Source organism: Halohasta litchfieldiae, assembly GCF_002788215.1.
Lineage (GTDB): Archaea > Halobacteriota > Halobacteria > Halobacteriales > Haloferacaceae > Halohasta > Halohasta litchfieldiae.
In genome coordinates, this window is the sequence record NZ_CP024845.1 from 278,019 (window position 1) to 296,029 (window position 18,011).

Consider the following 18,011-nt stretch of genomic DNA (forward strand, 5'->3'; position numbering starts at 1 on the left):
ACTGCTCCACAGGTGAGATAGCCACATGGCTGCTCGCTCGAACTGGCTCCCGATCTTGGCCGTCTGCTGTCTGCTCGCCGTCAGCGGCTGTGTCGCGCTCAGCGACCCACCTGCAGATAGCGCCTACAACTGGACCACCGTCACTGCCGTCGACTCCGACACCGACGAAGACCTCGCTACCGTCGACGTCCGGATCGCAGACACTGACTCGAAACGCTATACTGGCCTCAGTAACACCAGCTCGCTCGGTGAGAACGAAGGAATGCTGTTCATCCACGACTCCGAGGGCAGATACGGCTATGTCATGCGAGATATGGCCTTCCCAATCGATATCGTCCACATCGATGCCGACGGTGAAATCACGATGATCAGCCACGCCCAACCCGACGACGACCAGACGTTTCGTGGCACCGCCAAATACGTCCTCGAAGTCCCCTACGAGTACACCACCGAAAATGGAATCGAGGAAGGCGACCGCATCGAGATCCCCGAGCAGTACCGCTGAGCCACGCCAGGAAGCCAACCCTCTTTGGCACTCCCCCGCTACCACAGCCAATGAGTGGCGTTGAGGCGGGCAGCGACGAGTCGGACGAAGACGATCCGTTTGCCGAGCAACGGGAGCGCGTCGACGACCCAATGCGTCGACTCGTCGGCGAGTACGGTCGCCCCTACTGGCTCTCGGTCGCCGTCGGCATCGCTGCCAGCCTCGGGGCTCGACTCCTCGACCTCCTGCCGACGATCCTGCTGGGGATCGCCATCGACAGCCTCTTTCAGGGCGTCGAACCCTTCTCGCTCCCGCTGGTGCCGGGAGCGTGGCTCCCGAGCGCCGAAGTCGACCAGTTTTTCCTCGTCATCGGACTGATCACCGGTTCGTTCGTTGTGGGAGCGGGGTTCCACTGGCTCCGCAACTGGGGATTCAACTCGTTCGCCCAAGACATCCAACACGACGTCCGAACCGACAGCTACGACACGATGCAGCGGCTGAATATGTCGTTTTTCGCCGACAAACAGACCGGCGAGCTAATGAGTATCCTCTCGAACGACGTCAATCAGCTCGAACGATTCCTGAATGACGGGCTCAACTCCGCGTTCCGGCTGGTCGTCATGGTCGTCGCCATCGCTGGCTACCTGCTCTATCTCAATCCGCAACTCGCTCTCGTCGCGCTCTCACCAGTCCCTCTCATTGCGGTTTTTACGTACATCTTTATCAAAAAGATCCAACCCAAGTACGCCGCCGTCCGCTCCAGTGTCGGCACGGTGAACTCCCGGCTCGAAAACAATCTCGGCGGGATTCAGGTCATTAAATCCTCAAATACGGAAAGCTTCGAGTCGGGCCGCGTCGATGACGTCTCTCGGGATTACTACGAAACCAACTGGGGTGCGATTACGATCCGAATTCGGTTCTTCCCCGGCTTGCAGCTCATCTCAGGAGCAGGGTTCATCCTCACGTTCCTCGTCGGTGGCTTTTGGGTCTTTTCGGGCTCGGCCCCCGGTCCCTTCACCGGCACCCTCTCCACAGGCGAGTTCGTCGTCTTTATTCTCTTTACCCAACAGCTCGTCTGGCCGATGGCCCAGTTCGGACAGATCATCAACATGTACCAGCGCGCCGAGGCCTCCGCCGAGCGCATCTTCGGGCTGATGGACGAGACCGCCCTTCTGGAGTCCGACTCGGAGACCGACGAACTGGCCGTTTCCGAGGGCCGCGTCGACTACGATAATGTGAGTTTCAGCTACGAAAACGACCAGCCGATTCTCGATGATATCGATTTCACCGTCGACGGCGGCGAGACGCTCGCCCTTGTTGGCCCAACCGGGGCCGGAAAGTCGACCGTCCTGAAACTCCTGCTTCGGCTCTATGATGTCGACGAGGGTGCGGTCCGAATCGACGATCAGGATATCCGGGAAGTCAGCCGGACCTCGCTCCGGCAGTCGATTGGCTACGTGGGTCAGGAGTCGTATCTGTTCTACGGGACGGTCAAGGACAACATCGCCTACGGGAGTTTCGATGCCAGCGACGAGGAGATCCGCGAGGCCGCCGAGGCTGCCGAGGCCCACACGTTCATCCAGAATCTGCCGGAAGGGTACGACACGATGGTCGGCGAGCGCGGCGTCAAACTCTCGGGCGGCCAGCGCCAGCGGCTCTGTATCGCCCGTGCGATGCTCGAAGACCCCGATATTCTCATCCTCGATGAGGCGACGTCGGATGTCGACACCGAGACCGAGATGCTGATCCAGCGAAGCCTTGACGAACTGACGGCTGATCGAACCACGTTCGCTATCGCCCATCGACTGTCGACGATCAAAGACGCCGACCAGATCGTCGTCCTCGAAGACGGGCGCATTGTCGAACGCGGCAGTCACGAGGAACTAATCGGCTCTGATGGACTGTACGCCCATCTCTGGGGCGTGCAGGCCGGCGAGATCGACTCGCTGCCCGAGGAGTTCATCGAGCGCGCCTCGCGTCGACAAGCCAGAACCGAGGCCGCCGAAGATTAGTTAGAACGATTGGGTATCGTCGGCTTCCGAGTCGACCCCACGATCACTGTAGCCAGTCTCGCCGACGGCCCCGTTGCCGACCATACTCAGCACGGCCTGTCGGACCTCCTCGGCGTCGTTGAACTGCTGGTCGGGCTCTTCGGTATAGGGGTTGAGTACCTCCCGAAACGACTCTTCGCCGTTCGGCAGTTCGAGTTCGTGGTCGCCGTACTCCTCGACCAGCGTGTCGACGCGCGTCGGATACTCGTGGGCTTCGAGTTCGTCGTCCAACTCGCCGAACTCGACGCCGAGTTCCCGACTCCCTTGGTCGGTTTCTTCGACCTCAATGTTGTCCTCGTCGTCAGTGCCTGTATTAGCCATACCCCTAAGATGACGCTCGGCACCCACAAACAGGTTTGGAGCCGTCGAACCGTCGACCAGTCGACTAACCGGAGTTTAAATATCTCTCCGACCCACCACGCAACATGCACCTCTCGGAGGTAGCGTGGCCCGAAGTCCGTGATCTCGACACTGATCTCGCGGTCGTCCCGGTCGGTAGCACCGAACAACACGGCCCCCACGCACCGCTCGGAACTGACATGCTCACTGCCGAAGGTGTCGCTACGGCGGGCGTTGAGGCGTACAAAAACGAAACTGGCGTCGACATCCCAATCACACCCACCATCCCGGTCGGCATCGCCGAGGAACACGCCGCCTTCGACGGCACGCTGTGGGTCTCGCCCGACACCTTCCGGGACTATGTCCGGGAAACCGTCGCGAGCCTCGCCCACCACGGATTTGATCGTGTGGTGATCGTCAATGGTCACGGCGGCAACACCGACGCGCTCCGAGAAGTCACGGGCGAAATCTCCCGCCACGATGACGCCTACGCGGTCGCATTTACGTGGTTCGACAGCGTCGACAGCGAACTCTCGATGGGCCACGGCGGCCCGCGCGAGACGGCGGTTCTCCGGCATATTCGACCGGATCTGATAAACGAAGACGAGATCGACACGGCCAGCGAGGGCGCAAGCGATCACTGGGGCGAGTGGGTCGCGGGCGTCAATCTGGCTCACGACTCGGTGGAGTTCACCGAGAATGGGGTTGTTGGCGATCCAACCGAGGGAACCGCCGAACTCGGCGAAGCATTGATCGACGACGCGGCCGACGCGCTGTGTGACCTGTTGGGGGCTGTCGCTGTGCGGGATCGATCCCCGTAGTGAGCGTTACTCGGCTTTTTCGCCTTCCTCGGTAGCCTCTGTTTCGGCAGCGTCGACAGACTCCTCACTGTCGGCGTCGGCGGCCTCGGCAGCCTCGTGGGCATCCGCGAGATCACCGCGCAGGGCCGGAATCGTGGCCGTCAGTTCGCTTACTTCGTCGCTGGCGCTGTCGACGGTCTCAAGAAGCTCTTCGACGGTTTCGATCTCTGCTTGAAGCTCCTCTGGATTCTCGAAGGCATCCGCCCGCGAGCCGAGGGTGAACCACTTTTTGGCCTGCCGGAGATGGTCGGCGGCCTCGCCCACGTCGAGGGCGGATTTGAGTCCGTTGAGAACGCCCAGCACGTTGTCGGCGCTGGTCTCCCAGATCGAATCAGGCGTTGGCAGTTCCGCGCGGGCCTCCGCGAGATGCTGTTCGACGTCGTCGCTCATCTCTTCGGCGGCCTCGCCGAACAGGTCGTCGTCATCGAAGCTGGTTTGGCTCATAAATAGTGATTGATTCCCGTTGGTATAAAAACACGCCCGAAAGTGAAAGTGAAACTGCCCCTTTCGCCGGGTGAGGCCGCGTATTACTCGTCGACCGAAACGAGCTTCATCAGCGGGTAGCCATCTTCCATATCCATCCGCGTGCGAGCAGTGACGCCCTCGTAGGCGATTCGCATCTCGACGGTCATTAGGCTCCCAGTAAGCTCCGTGTAGCCGTTTTCGTGGTCGATAGCCGCCCTGACGAGTTCGTCGTCGATTGCGACGTCGACCGACTCGCAGAACGGCTGATTCTCGATGGCCTCGGCCATCGCGGCTTCGAGGCTGCGGGTGCTATCGGGGCTGACCGGGGTGCCAGCGAACTGGTGGTAGAGGGAGCCGAATTTGATTCCGGCCTCGAAACAGGCCTGCTGGGCGTCGGTAACCATATTCAATCCTTCGGCTAGGCCACCTAAGGGCTGTCGACTCTCCGTGCGTAGTTGTCACTGAGACACAACCACATGATTGACGGGACGGAACCGCGCGATACTTAGGCATCGTACACGCTTTGCCGAATGAATGGCGAGATCTGTCCTCCTGACCGGGGCTGGCGGACGTGTCGGGCAAGCCATCCTTCGGGATCTGGGTGATGCTCACGATTGGCGACTGCTGGATCGTGAACCGCTCCCCCGAGGGAAGCTTCCGGACGGCATTGATAACAGCGATGTGTACGTCACCGACGTGACTGACAAGCAGGCGGTCAAAAACGCGGCCGAAGGCTGTGAGGTCATCATCCACCTTGCGGGTGATCCACGACCCAACGCCCCGTGGGAGAGCGTCCTGCGCAACAACATCGACGGCACCCAAACCGTCCTTGATGCCGCCGTCGAGGTCGGCGTCGACAAAGTCGCCTTCGCCTCTTCGAACCACACGGTCGGCTTCTATGAGGACGAGCGCAAACCCGATATCTACCGCGATCACGATGACTATCGACTCGACGGCACCGAACTCCCCCGACCGAGCAACCTCTACGGCGTCTCGAAGGTCGCCGGCGAAACGCTCGGTCGCTACTACCACGACGAACACGGCCTTTCTGTGGTCTGTGTCCGGATCGGCAATCTGACCGAATCTCACCCGCCGCGAAACTACGAGCGCGGCCAAGCGATGTGGCTCTCCTACACGGACTGTGCGCATCTGTTCGACTGCTGTGTCACTGCCGACTACGGCTTTGAAATCGTCTACGGCATTTCCGACAACAATCGCAAATACTACGACATCGAGCCGACCCGCGATATTTTGGGCTACGATCCACAGGACAACTCCGCGGAGTATCATCTCGACGGCACGCCGAAAGACGAGTCGACCGACGTCGAAACCGAGTAACGAATCACCTGCTGGTTGCGCTGTTCTATTCGAGATTCCGCTTCCGGTATAAGAGCCCGATACCGGCGAGCGCTGTGACGACCACTCCGACGAAGAGCGCTCCGAGTGGTGACTCTCCATCTCCGGTGGCATCACTGACGGTCGACTCCCGGTCAGTCGACCCTTGGTCGGCCGACCCCTCGCCAGCGGTCGACGCGCCATCGCCGACGACAACCGTCCCGGCGTTGGTCGTCCCGATTCGCAGCTCGTAGACGCCGGCCTCGTCGAAGCTGGTTTCGAGCGTAATCGTCTCGGAGTCACCGGCCGCGACTGTCACTGGCTCCGAGGCGGTCGTGGCGTTGTTGGCGAGCAACTCGATAGACCCAGTCGCGTTCCAGCGCCCAGTGTTTTCGACAGTCGCCGAGACGGCAATCGGCGCTCCGACGTCGACTGACGACCGTGTGGCGCTGGCTCCGTTGACCGAGAGCAGATCCGCCTCTTGGAGCCCGACCGCGAACATCGAGAAGCCGGGTGTCTCCGCGCGAAGCTGGTAGGACTCCGCGTCTCGGTCGACGACATCCGTCTTGAGCGGTTGCCACGCGCCGTCGTGGTGGCGGTAGACGGTTGCGTCGTCGGCGTCGACTTCGATCTCGTCGAGCCGACTGGCCGAGACGGTGAACTCGAAGGTCGCCGAAGCGACCTCGGAATCCTCGCCCGCCGCGTCGGCCTCACTCGCCTCGTCACCCGCTTCGGTGTCGCCCGCCGCCGAGCCGTGGTCGACACGCGTGAAGCCGACTGCTCGGCCCTCGAACGCCGGTGTGTCATCGAAGCCATCGGAGTCGACGGCCACACTGAGCGTTTAGTCCGACTGCACCCGACTCGAAAGCCCGAGCGAACGGAGGGTCAGCGACTCGCTTCGGCTGCTGTTGCCGAGCGGCACGTCGACGCGGTCCGAGGAGGGGTTTTGGACGATGATGTTCGTCGACCCCGAACTGTCTTCGGTTACAGTCACTTTCGTTGACGGGCTCGATGAGGAACTGCTGGAGACAGCACCGCCGCCTCCGCCGCCTCCGCCGTCTCCACCGCCATCTCCGCCATCGCCGCCATCGCCGCCGTCACCACCGCCACCGCTGGTGTCGACGGTCACTGATCCGAGTTCGATATCGGTTTTATTGTCACCGTTGGTGTCGACTGCCTCGGTGAGATTCGCCGTGTAGCTGCCGTCGGTTCCGGCGTCGTAGCTCGCGGTGTACCGGCTCCCCGACTGGCTGAAGTTCGACTCGTTGAGTGTGGCCGACTCGGGGCCGCTGATCGTGACATTGAGCGTCGAGAGGACTGTCGAACTGTCGAAAGCGATGTCGACGGTTTGGCCGCTTGGATTCGAGACGTCGGTGTTGGAGATTACCGGATCGTCGACCGAGACGGCCACGCTTCCGGTTTCGTCGCTTGCGCCGTCGTTTTCGGCGTCGTCAGTGGCGGCGGTGAGCGTTGCGGTGTAGCTCCCGTCGGTGCTCCCGGTGTACTCAATCTCGTAGACGCCACCAACTGCGGTCGGGTTGCTGACGACCAGTGTCGCGTTTTCGGCTCCTGAAATCGCGACCGTCGCACTCGAAAGCGACTCGGAACTCTCGAAGGCGAGTCGGACCTGTCGACCGGTTGGGTTCGTCACCGAGACGTTCGAGATCGTCGGCGCGGTCGTGTCGATTGTGTTCGTTACCGACTCGTTGCTCGCGCCATCATTGCCAGCCCCGTCGGCGACCGTCACCGCCGTCACGGTGTAGGTGCCGTCGGTGTTCGAGGTCGTCGTTCGGTCGTAGCTGAACAGCCCGTTCTGGGAAGCGGTTTCGGTGAAATCGCTCCGGTCGAGCGTTTCGTTGACCGCCCCCGAGACGTTGATCTCGGCGGTCGACACGGATTCGTCGGTGTCGAAGCTGATCGAGAGCTCTTGTGCAGTCGGGTTCGTCACCGAGAGGTTCGACAGCGCCGGTGGCGTCGTGTCGACGCTGACCGAGGCGGATTCACTGCCCGCCCCGTCGTTGCCAGCGAGGTCGACCGCGCTGGTGAGCGTCGGCTCGTAGATCCCGTCGGCGTTGACTGTCACTGTCGCGTTGTACTCGTAGTTGCTGCCGGAGTCGGTTTCAGTGAGATCGCTCAGCGAGAGCGTCGTGCTCGCGTTCGGGATGTCGACCGCGACCGAGCCGAGTTGTTCGCTTGCGTTGAACGACACCGTCAGCATTTGGCCGGTCGGGTTCGCCGCGCTGAAATCGCTGATCGTCGGCGACGTGGAGTCGACTGTGAACGTCTCGCTCGTATTCGAACCGACGTTGCCGGCGGTGTCGGTAGCATTGATCCGAACGCGGACGGTTTCGGAATCCTCGTTCGGGACAGTCCACGAGTAGGGGTCGTCATTTGCGGTTGCGCTCTCGACTGTCTCCCAGTTCGACCCGCCGGTGGTGTACTCGATAGTGATGCTATCGGTTGCAACGTCGACCACGTCGGTCGCCGTCCAGTTGATCGCCACTATCTCACCACCGCGGAACAGATCATCGCCGTCAGGGTCCTCGACGGTGACCGCCGGAGCCACCGTGTCGACGGTAACATTGTAACTGATCGTGTTCTGGTTGGCTTCAGTGTCGGTTGCGATGACTATCACCTCGACGTCACCGTCGGCGAACGTGCCGTCAGCGGTGAGCGCAGCCGGATCGAGACTGAGTGTCGTTCCGGTGTAGGAGACCCCTGCATCCGAGTCGGTCGCGTTCTGGACGACCGTGCCGTCGGCGTCAGTGACCGTGATGTCGAGACTCTCGTTGTCGACGCTCGTGGTAGTGTCCGTGATGGTCAGATTGATCGTCGACTCGTTGTCGGCGGTGATCGAGCCGACTGCGGGATCGAAGCCGCTGAACGTCGGCGCGGTCGTGTCGACCGTCACCGAGTCAGTCTCGCTGGCCGCGCCGTCGTTGCCAGCACCGTCGGCGGCCGTCTGCAGTGTTGCTGTGTAGTCCCCATCGCTCCCGACGCTTTCGGTCGCGGTGTACACCTCCACTCCGTCGACTGATTCGCTGTCGAAATCGCTGAGTGAGAGCGTCGGATTCTCCGGACTATTGGTGAAGCTGACATCGACGGTCGACAGCGGCTGACTCGCGTTGAACGAGACGTTGATATCCTGATTTCCAGTGTGTGAGGCGTTGAAATCGGTGATTGTGGGCGTAACCGTGTCGACCTCGAAGGTGGTCGAGGTGTTTTCGGTCATACTGTTGCCGAGTTTGTCTTGGCCCTCGTCGACCGAGACTGTCGCCGTGGCCTCCTCGTTGTTGTCTATCGGTCTGAAAGTACCAGTCCACTCCGTCCCGCTGTCGAAGCTCCCACTGACATCGTAGCTCCGGTTGAGCCCCTCGATGGTCACGTTCAGGTCGACGCTCTGGTTCATCGGCTCGTCAAACTCGACTGTCACCGATTGGTTGGTGCCGGTCTGTGAGTCATCGATCAGCGTCGGCACCGAGACAACCGACACGTTCGGCTGGATGGTGTCTTTCGTGACCAGCGTTTCGGCAGTGAACCCCTCGCTGTTGTCGTACTCGCCGACAAACGCGCGGGCGGTAACGCTGATCTCGCCCTCTGCGAGCAGTTCGGTATCGATGCCGGAGACCGTCACCGTCGTGCTCCCGACCGTCTCGTTTTTGGTGACGATATTGCCGTTCTCGTCTTCCAGTTTGACTTGGACCTTCTCGGCTGACTCGTCGACGAGGCCGACCGTGACTGCGTAATCGTTGACGTTCCCGTTTGCCAGCGAGATGTTTGTCGCCGTCGTCGACTCTGGTTTGGGTGGCCCGCGGGTGTCGACCTCGAAGCTGTTCGAGTCGTCGGCGGTCATGACGTTACCGAACGAATCGGCAGCCTCGGAGACGTTGATCCTCGCGGTCGCCTGCTCGTTGTCGTCGACGATGGTCACCGTCCCCGTCCATGTGCTACCAGTGAAACTCTGCTTGGTGACATTGTAGCTCCGGTTGAGATTGGTCCCTTCAATAGTCACGTTCGGGTCGACGGTCGTGTCCATCGAGTCGTTGAAATTCACCGTCACCGTCTGTTCGACGCCGGCGTCGAACGTACCGATTGAGGCGTTCGTGATCCCAGCGTCCGAGACGCCCGGCGGATTCGTATCTTTCTGGATGGTCCCGATACCGCTTATCGCCGTGTTATCGCCGTCGTCGGTGAGCGACGCGTCGACGGGGACGTCTCCATCCGAAAGCCCGGAGACATCGAGATTTTCGAACACCACGTCCGTGCTCCCGCCTGCATCGACGTACTGGCTTGCTGTTACCGTCCCACCGTTCGAGAGGTCGACTTTGACGGTCCCGGCTTCGTGGTCGGATTCGAGTTGGACCGTTAGATTGTATGCGCCTGCGGTAGTCGCGTTGATCCGTTCGGCGGTGAGGTCAGTGGGTGCTGCCGGTTTGATAGTATCCCGTAGCTTGACTGCGTAGGGCTGGATTGTCGAACCTGTCGGTTACCCGGCCGTCGACCGGTGCGATGGTGTCGTTACCGAGACCGGTCCGTGACACTGCGGCGTCGAGCGTGACTGTTGCCGTATCGGATTCGGCGGTGTGGTCGATGGCGGTGATTGTTCCCGCACCATCACCGCTTTCGTTTGTGTAACTCAGGTCCTCTGGGGACAGTCCCTCGTCGGTGCTGTTGACGACCGATTCGTTGAACGTCACCTTGACCGTATTGCTGCCAACTTCGGCCTCGACCGAGGTGATTTCCACCGGGGTGGTTTCAACGGTCACCGAATCGCTCAGTCCCTCCGTCTGATTGCCGGCGGCGTCGTTGCCGACCGCGTCCTCGGCTTTCGTGATCTCAACCGTGTAGTCACCGTCGCTACTGCCGGTGTAGGTCGTGTTGTACTGGTAGCTGCCGTCGACGGTTTGGGTATCGAGATCCGATTTGGTGTATGTTTCAACCGTCGTCGACGAGCGTGTGAGTTCGACGGTCGCGCTTTCGAGTTGCTCGCTCGAATTAAATGAGATGTTGAGGTCTTGGTCGACTGGGTTCGTGAGATTGGGATTGGTAATGAAGGGTGTGGTGCCATCAACTATCAATGATTGTTTAAATTCGGTTGGTAGTGAGTCATTTTCGGAAAGTGAGTTAGTTTCGATAGCATACACATCGTACGTGTCGTTTTTTCCATCCAAGAACTCTGTTTTGCTACTAGGAAACGTACCTTCCCCGAAATTTGTCACTTCATCTTTTAAATCCCCATCAGAATAGTTTCCATCACCATCAACATCAATAACGACGTATGCTGTTTGGTCATTGTCAAGAAGGTAATCAAACGAATCGCCCGCACCGATTTTGTCCTCCGTAACGGAGAAATACGTTACACTGTGGCTTGATGCGGCCACGAACGGGATCACACAACCGCTTAAGACAATAACAAACAGCACACCAAAAATTATGATTCGGTTATTTGATATATTAACTGACATGTGTGGTCTGTGATAAAATTGGATTTAGTGATCCTTAACGGGACTATCCAATATTTATGTACAATCTAAAATCAAATGTCTAATATCCTCTCTTCAAAATATCACTATTGAAATTTAACGAAAATCGGTTCACACTGTTTCCGATCTGCCTCACTGTAGGCGGTGTTCATTGATGTTGACCTCCGACAAACGCCGGATGTTTCCACACAGTTTCGAAAGAATCTGATCCGTCGAACCCAACGTCCATGCTACTTGTATGCGCACTCAAACTGATTCGGAGAGAAGATAGTTATACTCCTCTCACCTATCAGTCTCAGAATAACTATGTTAGGGATGAACAAATCGGGAGACGACCAACCCGAGGACAGTCGACGGCGCGTCCTCACCTACGCGGCGCTCGCGGCACTCGGCGGAACAGGTATCGCCGGGGCGTGGACGCTCTCACAACCCGACGCGCCGTCGGACCCAGCCCCGGCACCGCCGGAGGCGATCCCCGAGTCGGTGCCCGAACTGGTCGCCCGCCACGCGCCGGATCTCTACTTCGGAGCTCTCGAAAAATGGTTCCCGACCGATCCCCAACAGTACGCCATCGAGACGGTCGGTGGCTCGGTCGTCGACGGCTACACCGCACTCAACGGGTATACGACGGCGTTCAACAACGCCGGAACCCCACCTGACCCAGTGGTATTTTACCGTGTCGTCGAGGCCGCCGAGGGCGTCGACGCGATCCAGTACTGGATGTACTCGGTGTTCGATCAGTTCACCGTGAACTTCCACTGGCACGACTGGGAACTCCTGCAGGTCTTTGTCGACCGCGAGACCGGCACACCGCTTCTCCTGTCGGCGAGTGCCCACTCGCGGGCGAGCCCCAACAACGAGTTCCTCGATCCCGATCTCTCGGGCGACCGCCGGCCCGCGATTCTCGCCGAGGTCGGTTCCCATTCGAGCGCCAGCGAACTCAACGACCGACTCCCGAGTTTCGAGCGCCTTCCGACCGACGACTGGCGTTCGGACGTGACCAACGACCTCCTCGATATCTCGCAGTCGCTGTCGACGCCGTTCGCCTACGGGCTTCCCCGCGACGAGGGCGCGCGACTCCCGTTCGTGATGCCGGAACTCGACGGCTACCGACTTGACCAGCACCCCTCGCTGTCGGTCGACCGCGAGGATTTCATCGATGAACGCGTTACCGTCGACTCCTGGCGCGGCTTGCCGCGACCGCCGACCGACCTCCCGCTCCGCGAGCCGGGGCTCGTGATTACCTCATCGGACAGCCCGACCGAGTCGGATGCGACCTACCGCCTCCTGCCGATGGCAAGCGTTCGGGAGACGGTCGACGACTTTGTCGGCCCACAGTTGGGCTTCGAGTTCGCGATACCCGGCTTCGCCGAGGAGCTGTACGCCAGCCATATCACCTCGGTCGGCATCCCGTGGGAACAGCCACGCTATACCGACCCGCTTGCCGATGTCACCGATCCCGCCCACCGGCAGCGAATCGATGGCGAACGCCCCGCAGGACTTCTCAATCGCGTCGTCGGTAGCGTTCGGTATCTCGGATCGGGTTCTGATGGAGCCCTCAATGGCGTCCCAGCGGCGCCCCGCGAGGCCCTCGACGGACTGGTCGACGTCTCGCTCTACGATCTCCCGACCGAGGTCGCCGTCCGGCTGGCCAGCGATCCAGAGGCGACGGTGACACGAAATGGCGTCTTTGGCCTCCTGCACGTCGACTCCGGCGAGCATCAGTTGGTCGTTAACGGTCCCGGCTTCGCCCCACTCGCACAGCGCTTTGTCCACGAGGGCGGGCTGTTTCAGGCTGGAGCAGGCGGCGAGTTGACGCTGATCGCTACCGAGGACGCCGGGTGGATTCGCGGCGATGGCCGAGAGACCAATGGCATCGCTCACATCCGCGTGGTCGAGGACTACGCTGGCGTCGTCTACGACGGTCGACCGGCCGAAGACGACCGGTTTGCGGTGGCGGTCCACCGTGCCGGGCGCTATACGGTCGAAATCGAAGATACGGATGGTCGACTGGGTGCCTACCGGGTCGGTCCCGACAGTTTCGACGAGGAGGGCAATACGATCCGCGAGGGCATCGACACCGGCAAGCAGTCGCTTATAACCACGCTCGTCGACGAACTCCGCGGTGGACGCGAGTTGGCACGCAGTCTTGCAGATGGCGAGGAAAACGAGATTCTCAATCGACTCTCACGCGCTCAGGAGGAGGCGGCCGCCGCAGCTACGGCTGCCGAGCGTGGCGATGGTCGAACGGCGGATCGACAGCTGTCGACCGTCAGTTCGCTGCTGATGGAGGCCCTCGAAATTTTGTCGAGCGAGGACCAGCGGGCCTACAGCGATGCCGCCGTGGCAGCGCTCGAACCGCGGTTCCAAGCGCTGATCGACCGCGCCGAATCGGCGGCCGACACGGAACTCAGTCCGTAGCTATCCAGTTTTAAAAAGCCTCGGCACTCATAGGGCTCATCGTCGACAGGAGCCACCCCGTCTCAGAGCGGTGCGTTCGTCATCGGCCAGTCGACTCAATGGGTGAACTACAAAAGACGGTTTCCATCGGGTCGACGGGCCCCTTTTAATTCCGGAGTCCCTCACACCCAGCATGCCAACCGTCGAAGAGACGTTTATCGAAAACCGCCATCGCGTCCAGCCCAACCACACCAACAACTACGAGACGGCCCACGGGGGAATCGTCATGAAGTGGATGGACGAGGTCGGCGCGATGGCGGCAATGCGATTTGCGGGCGAGACCTGTGTGACCGCGAGCATCGACCAGATGAACTTCCGTCGACCGATCCCACAGGGCGATACGGCCTTCATCCAAGCCTACGTCTTCGACCACGGCGAGACGAGTATCAAAGTTCGACTCCGGGCGTTCCGCGAGCAGCCCCGATCCGGCGAGCGAACCCTCACGACCGAGAGCGTGTTCGTCTTCGTCGCGCTGGGCGATGACGGGAAGCCGACGGAAGTTCCGGAACTGACCGTCGACTCTGAACTCGATGCCGATCTCCAATCCGACGCCCTCGAATGGGTCGAAAACGAGTAGTCTCTCGGGCCCTGAACTGTTCCAATGACTCGTCTCACTGCCCTCCTCTGTTCGCTGTTGCTCCTCACTGCCGGGGTCGGATCGGCGGCTGTGGCCGCCGAGCCGTCGACAGCCACATCTGGGACGCTATCGACGTCTCAGCCCCAACTCGACCAGAGCGCGCCGGTCGGCTGTGTCGACGGGATCTGCTACGACGACGACCTCCCGTTCGACGAGGCGACGGACCTCACTGACGACGAACTCGACATACTGGTCGACCGAACGATGGCCAGAGTCGAGCAACTCCGCGGCCAGAAGTTCGACTCCGAGGTCCCAGTCGAGGTCCAGAGCCGCGCGGAGTTCCGCGAGGACAACCTCGTCACCAACACCAGCACCGACGAGACGTTCGAGCGCTGGAACGATGGGGTCTGGAAAGGGCTGTTCATCATCGGCGACGACCAGCGGTCGGCCGCCGCCATCGACGGCACCATCGGTGAGGCAGTCAGCGGCTTCTACGTCCCGAGCGAAAACCGAATCGTCATCGTCTCGTCGACGCCCGACTCGCCGACAGTCAACGAACAGACGCTGCTGCACGAACTCGGCCACGCGATGCAGGACCAGTATCATGACCTGTCAGAACCTACCTATCGCGGTGTGACCCAAGACCGCGACCTCGCGGTCGACGGCGCTGTCGAGGGTGAGGCTGCCTATCTCGGCTCGCTGTACAGCGAACGCTGTTCCAGCGGCCAGTGGGACTGTTTCGACACCACCCAAGCGTCCGGTGGCAGCAGTGGCGGGAGCGGTGAGTCGACCAGCAATCCGGGCGTCCTGTTTCTCCTGCTCCAGCCGTATTCCGATGGCCCGGCCTACATCCACGAGATCAGAGAAACGGACGGCTGGGAGGGCGTCAGCGAGCACATCGAATCACCACCGACGACGACCACCGAAATCATCCACCAGCAACCCATGAACGCTCCGTCGCTCGACGTGCCCGACGAGTCGACCGACGGTTGGGAACGCTACCCCGAGCAGGGCGGCGGCGCGGAGGTAACCGGCGAGGCCTCGATCTACGTCATGTTCTGGTATCAGGCCCGCGAGTACGGCGCTGATACCATCGACCCTCAGTCGTTCACCAACACCGACCAGCCCTACGACCGGTACGACTACGTCTCCGAGCCCTCCGAGGGATGGGCTGGTGACGAACTCTACCCCTACAAACGCGGCGACGACGACGGCTACGTCTGGAGCCTCGAATGGGACTCCACCGCGGATGCCACCGAGTTCGCAGAGGCCTACGGCGAGATTCTGACAGCCCACGACGCCGCCGAAACCGATTCCGGAGCCTACGTCGTCTCGAACGGCTCCTTTAGCGGGACCTATGGCGTTGAGGTCGACGGGACGCGCGTCACAATCGTCCACGCACCCACCGAGGCAGGGCTGTTCGAACTCCGGCCATCTCTTGAGCCGACGCCGGTCGTCGACGATGGGTCACGACTGTTCCAAGATGATGTTCCCGGCTTCGGCGTGGCGGCCGCGGTGGCTGCACTGCTCGCGGTCGTGATCGCGGGTCGACTCGACTGAACCGACAGCCCACCTCTTTTTGAGACGGCCACACCAACACCGCGTATGACCGATCTCCCGTTCGATATCGTCTCGCCTGAAGCGATCCGAGAGGGGCGGGCAACCGACGCCTACTTCGAGCGAACCGAGTCGACGCTCCGAGCCGCTGACAAAAACCCACACGTCGCCGCCGAGGTAACTGCCGACCAGTTCCCCGACGGCGAGTTCGAACTCTTGGCGGGTATCAAAGACGCCGCCGCCCTGCTGTCGGGCCATGATCTCGACGTCGACGCGATCCCGCCGGGTCGACTGTTCGACGGCGGCCCCGTGCTCCGCATCGAAGGACCGTATCTCGAATTCGCCCGCCTCGAAACCTCCCTGCTCGGACTGCTCTCGCATGCCTCCGGTATTGCGACCGCCGCCCTAGAGGCTCGACGCGCCGCCCCTGACTCCTCGGTGCTCTCGTTTGGCGCGCGCCACGTCCATCCCTCGATTGCGGCGGTCGTCGAGCGAAGCGCACTGTTGGGCGGTGTCGATGGGTTTTCACACGTGGCCGCAGGCGACGTGATCGGCCGGGAGGCCAGTGGAACGATGCCCCACGCGCTGATCATCTGTTTCGGCAACGGCCATCAAGAGGATGCGTGGCAAGCCTTCGACGAGAGCGTTCCCGAGGATGTCCCCCGGATCGCGCTCTGTGACACCTTCAGCGACGAGAAAGACGAAGTGATCCGCGCCGCCGAGGCCCTCGGCGACCGACTCGATGGCGTCCGGATCGACACCACCGGCTCCCGGCGTGGTGATTTCCGCCACATCATCCGCGAGGTGCGGTGGGAACTCGATGCCCGCGGCCGCGAAGACGTCGACATCTTTCTCAGCGGCGGGCTGGGACCACAACAACTGCGCGAACTCCGAGATATCGCTGACGGCTTCGGTGTCGGAAGCTACATTTCGAACGCCGAGCCAGTCGATTTCGCCCTTGATATCGTCGCCATTGACAATGAACCAGTGTCGAAACGTGGCAAACTCTCAGGGATCAAAGCAGCCTACAGAACCGCCGACGGCGAACACCATATCGGTCTCCGTGGTACTGAGGCACCTCCCGACAGCGAAGCACTGCTGGAGCCACTCATCCGGAACGGATCCGTCATCGACAGTTTCGACTACTCACTTGAGACTGCTATCGAACGGGCCGCACGAGATGCGTCGTTGGTCGACTTCTAAAGCGATTCGACGCTGCCGCCGTCAGGTCGCTCGCGGTAGACCTGTCCCTCAAACAGCGTAATCATGGTGTCGTCGTCCTGCCATGCGACCGGCGAGATACCGGCCTTTTTGCAGACCAAGGAGAGATACTTTTCTTTGCTCCAGTTCTGCTCGACCGGCAGTGTGGGGTAGAGCCACGCGTGTTTGTCGCCCTGATCGATCGCAACGCCGTGGGTTCCGAGTTCCAGATCCTCCAGCGGATCGTTCGTGAGAAGGGTATTGCTGACGACACAGACCGAAATCGAGAGATCGTCCAACTCCTTGGAGCCGATCTCCGATCCCGCCGAGTCGGCCGACGAGGCCTGAATGGCGGCGTCGACGATTGCGTGACCGAGCTGATCCGAGCCGTGATAGGCTCCCGCACAGCCCCGAAGTCGTCCTCGTCCGCGTGTCGACTGAATGCGGACGAACGCTCCGGTTCTCGCATAGAAGGCATCCCGCATACTGCCGGGATGCTCTCGCTGTCCATGGAGGACATACGATTCGACTGCTTCTCGTGCGAGTTCGACTGCTCGTGCGCCGTCATCATAACTCAGCTGAACGGTCTGTGCCTCGGACATAACAATATACAAGAAGAGCAATGACTTGAATTCTTCCCATTTGTTTGGAACAGAGTTAGGGAGTGCCTTCGGCTGACCGAACGTCTTATCTGAGCCGTAGCCATAGACTAACAGGGTAGAGAGAGCCCGATTCCCGTGGCCCGGCGCACACTGACTCCAGTTCGGAGCAGTTTCGTCGGCCATGAGGAAAGTCCCCCCACCGTTCGGACAGGTGACCGGGCACAAGCCCGGAGTCGGAGACGACTGGCTCTGAAACAGAAACGAGACCACCTGCCCCGACCAATGAAGCGCGTGCGGCCGCCGCTGGTGGCCGACGTCGCCCGCGGCCTCGCCGCGAGCGAGCGAACCAACCCGTAAGGGAAGGGAGTTAACCCGCAGAGGGAGCGTGGTGCGTAGCACCATGATTATAATATTGACGGGCAGGAACGGATGGAACGGTGAATCCTCACCGGTGCAAGTCCGCGTCAGACGGTCGGTCCCCGTCCGCAGCAGGTGGATGGTCGACCGTCGAGGTAGTCCGAACACGACGACGGACGCTCAGCCGAATGTCGGGTCGAAACAGAAGGGGGCTTACTCCTCTCAGCCCAGTTTTTCCAGC

Annotated in this window: 15 protein-coding genes and 1 other RNA gene; 9 read left to right on the plus strand and 7 right to left on the minus strand. The window is 61.0% G+C overall.

Annotation, left to right across the window (positions count from 1 at the left end; genetic code table 11):
• The first annotated feature begins 25 nt into the window (after positions 1-25).
• Both HALTADL_RS01430 and HALTADL_RS01435 read left to right on the plus strand, forming a co-directional pair.
• A complete protein-coding gene (locus HALTADL_RS01430; RefSeq protein ID WP_089672307.1) occupies positions 26-505 on the plus strand; it encodes a DUF192 domain-containing protein in 480 nt (159 codons plus the stop codon).
• 50 nt (positions 506-555) lie between these two features.
• Complete coding sequence (locus HALTADL_RS01435) at positions 556-2,496, plus strand: ABC transporter ATP-binding protein (protein WP_089672305.1); 1,941 nt, start codon at positions 556-558, stop codon at positions 2,494-2,496.
• Here HALTADL_RS01435 and HALTADL_RS01440 read toward each other — a convergent pair whose 3' ends face one another.
• Positions 2,497-2,856, minus strand: a complete 360-nt coding sequence (locus HALTADL_RS01440) for a DUF5789 family protein (protein ID WP_218143661.1) — start codon at positions 2,854-2,856, stop codon at positions 2,497-2,499. It abuts the gene before it with no gap.
• A 104-nt stretch (positions 2,857-2,960) separates the two neighbouring features.
• Between HALTADL_RS01440 and HALTADL_RS01445 the strand changes: the two genes are divergently transcribed.
• Entirely contained in the window at positions 2,961-3,695 is a 735-nt protein-coding gene (locus HALTADL_RS01445) for a creatininase family protein (protein ID WP_089672303.1), read from the plus strand.
• 6 nt (positions 3,696-3,701) lie between these two features.
• Here the strand turns inward: HALTADL_RS01445 and HALTADL_RS01450 are convergent, their stop codons facing one another.
• The gene (locus HALTADL_RS01450; RefSeq protein ID WP_089672301.1) at positions 3,702-4,178 is read right to left on the minus strand and encodes a DUF5790 family protein; all 477 of its coding nucleotides are present in this window, start codon (positions 4,176-4,178) and stop codon (positions 3,702-3,704) included.
• An 83-nt stretch (positions 4,179-4,261) separates the two neighbouring features.
• On the minus strand, positions 4,262-4,603 hold the full coding sequence (locus HALTADL_RS01455) for a dihydroneopterin aldolase family protein (RefSeq protein ID WP_089672298.1): 342 nt from the start codon (positions 4,601-4,603) through the stop codon (positions 4,262-4,264).
• 130 nt (positions 4,604-4,733) lie between these two features.
• Here HALTADL_RS01455 and azf point away from each other — a divergent pair, with 130 nt between their 5' ends.
• Positions 4,734-5,537: an NAD-dependent glucose-6-phosphate dehydrogenase Azf gene (azf, locus tag HALTADL_RS01460; RefSeq protein ID WP_089672296.1), complete on the plus strand. Its 804-nt coding sequence runs from the start codon at positions 4,734-4,736 to the stop codon at positions 5,535-5,537.
• 25 nt (positions 5,538-5,562) lie between these two features.
• On the opposite strand, the gene HALTADL_RS01465 is transcribed toward azf, so the two are convergent.
• The 3 genes from HALTADL_RS01465 to HALTADL_RS01475 all read right to left on the minus strand — a co-directional run bounded on the left by HALTADL_RS01465 (position 5,563) and on the right by HALTADL_RS01475 (position 10,612).
• A complete protein-coding gene (locus tag HALTADL_RS01465) occupies positions 5,563-6,366 on the minus strand; it encodes a PGF-pre-PGF domain-containing protein (protein WP_089672293.1) in 804 nt (267 codons plus the stop codon).
• 9 nt (positions 6,367-6,375) lie between these two features.
• Positions 6,376-9,792, minus strand: coding sequence for a beta strand repeat-containing protein (locus HALTADL_RS17115; RefSeq protein ID WP_089672291.1), 3,417 nt, complete (start codon positions 9,790-9,792; stop codon positions 6,376-6,378).
• A gap of 157 nt (positions 9,793-9,949) precedes the next feature.
• Positions 9,950-10,612 carry a hypothetical protein gene (locus tag HALTADL_RS01475; RefSeq protein ID WP_143054134.1) on the minus strand — a complete coding sequence of 221 codons (663 nt, stop codon included), beginning with the start codon at positions 10,610-10,612 and terminating at the stop codon, positions 9,950-9,952.
• Between the two features lie 720 nt (positions 10,613-11,332).
• Here HALTADL_RS01475 and HALTADL_RS01480 point away from each other — a divergent pair.
• The 4 genes from HALTADL_RS01480 (at position 11,333) to HALTADL_RS01495 (ending at position 16,814) form a co-directional block, all read left to right on the plus strand.
• Entirely contained in the window at positions 11,333-13,438 is a 2,106-nt protein-coding gene (locus HALTADL_RS01480) for a hypothetical protein (RefSeq protein ID WP_089672287.1), read from the plus strand.
• Positions 13,439-13,610: 172 nt separating this feature from the next.
• Positions 13,611-14,054 carry an acyl-CoA thioesterase gene (locus tag HALTADL_RS01485; RefSeq protein ID WP_089672285.1) on the plus strand — a complete coding sequence of 148 codons (444 nt, stop codon included), beginning with the start codon at positions 13,611-13,613 and terminating at the stop codon, positions 14,052-14,054.
• A gap of 24 nt (positions 14,055-14,078) precedes the next feature.
• Positions 14,079-15,614: an Hvo_1808 family surface protein gene (locus tag HALTADL_RS01490; RefSeq protein WP_089672283.1), complete on the plus strand. Its 1,536-nt coding sequence runs from the start codon at positions 14,079-14,081 to the stop codon at positions 15,612-15,614.
• A 45-nt stretch (positions 15,615-15,659) separates the two neighbouring features.
• The gene (locus HALTADL_RS01495) at positions 15,660-16,814 is read left to right on the plus strand and encodes a nicotinate phosphoribosyltransferase (RefSeq protein WP_089672281.1); all 1,155 of its coding nucleotides are present in this window, start codon (positions 15,660-15,662) and stop codon (positions 16,812-16,814) included.
• Here HALTADL_RS01495 and HALTADL_RS01500 read toward each other — a convergent pair.
• Complete coding sequence (locus tag HALTADL_RS01500; RefSeq protein WP_089672329.1) at positions 16,811-17,413, minus strand: TIGR00296 family protein; 603 nt, start codon at positions 17,411-17,413, stop codon at positions 16,811-16,813. The genes HALTADL_RS01495 and HALTADL_RS01500 overlap by 4 nt on opposite strands.
• Positions 17,414-17,527: 114 nt before the next feature.
• Between HALTADL_RS01500 and rnpB the strand changes: the two genes are divergently transcribed.
• An RNA gene (rnpB, locus tag HALTADL_RS01505) (RNase P RNA component) lies at positions 17,528-17,998 on the plus strand.
• Positions 17,999-18,011 lie beyond the last annotated feature (13 nt).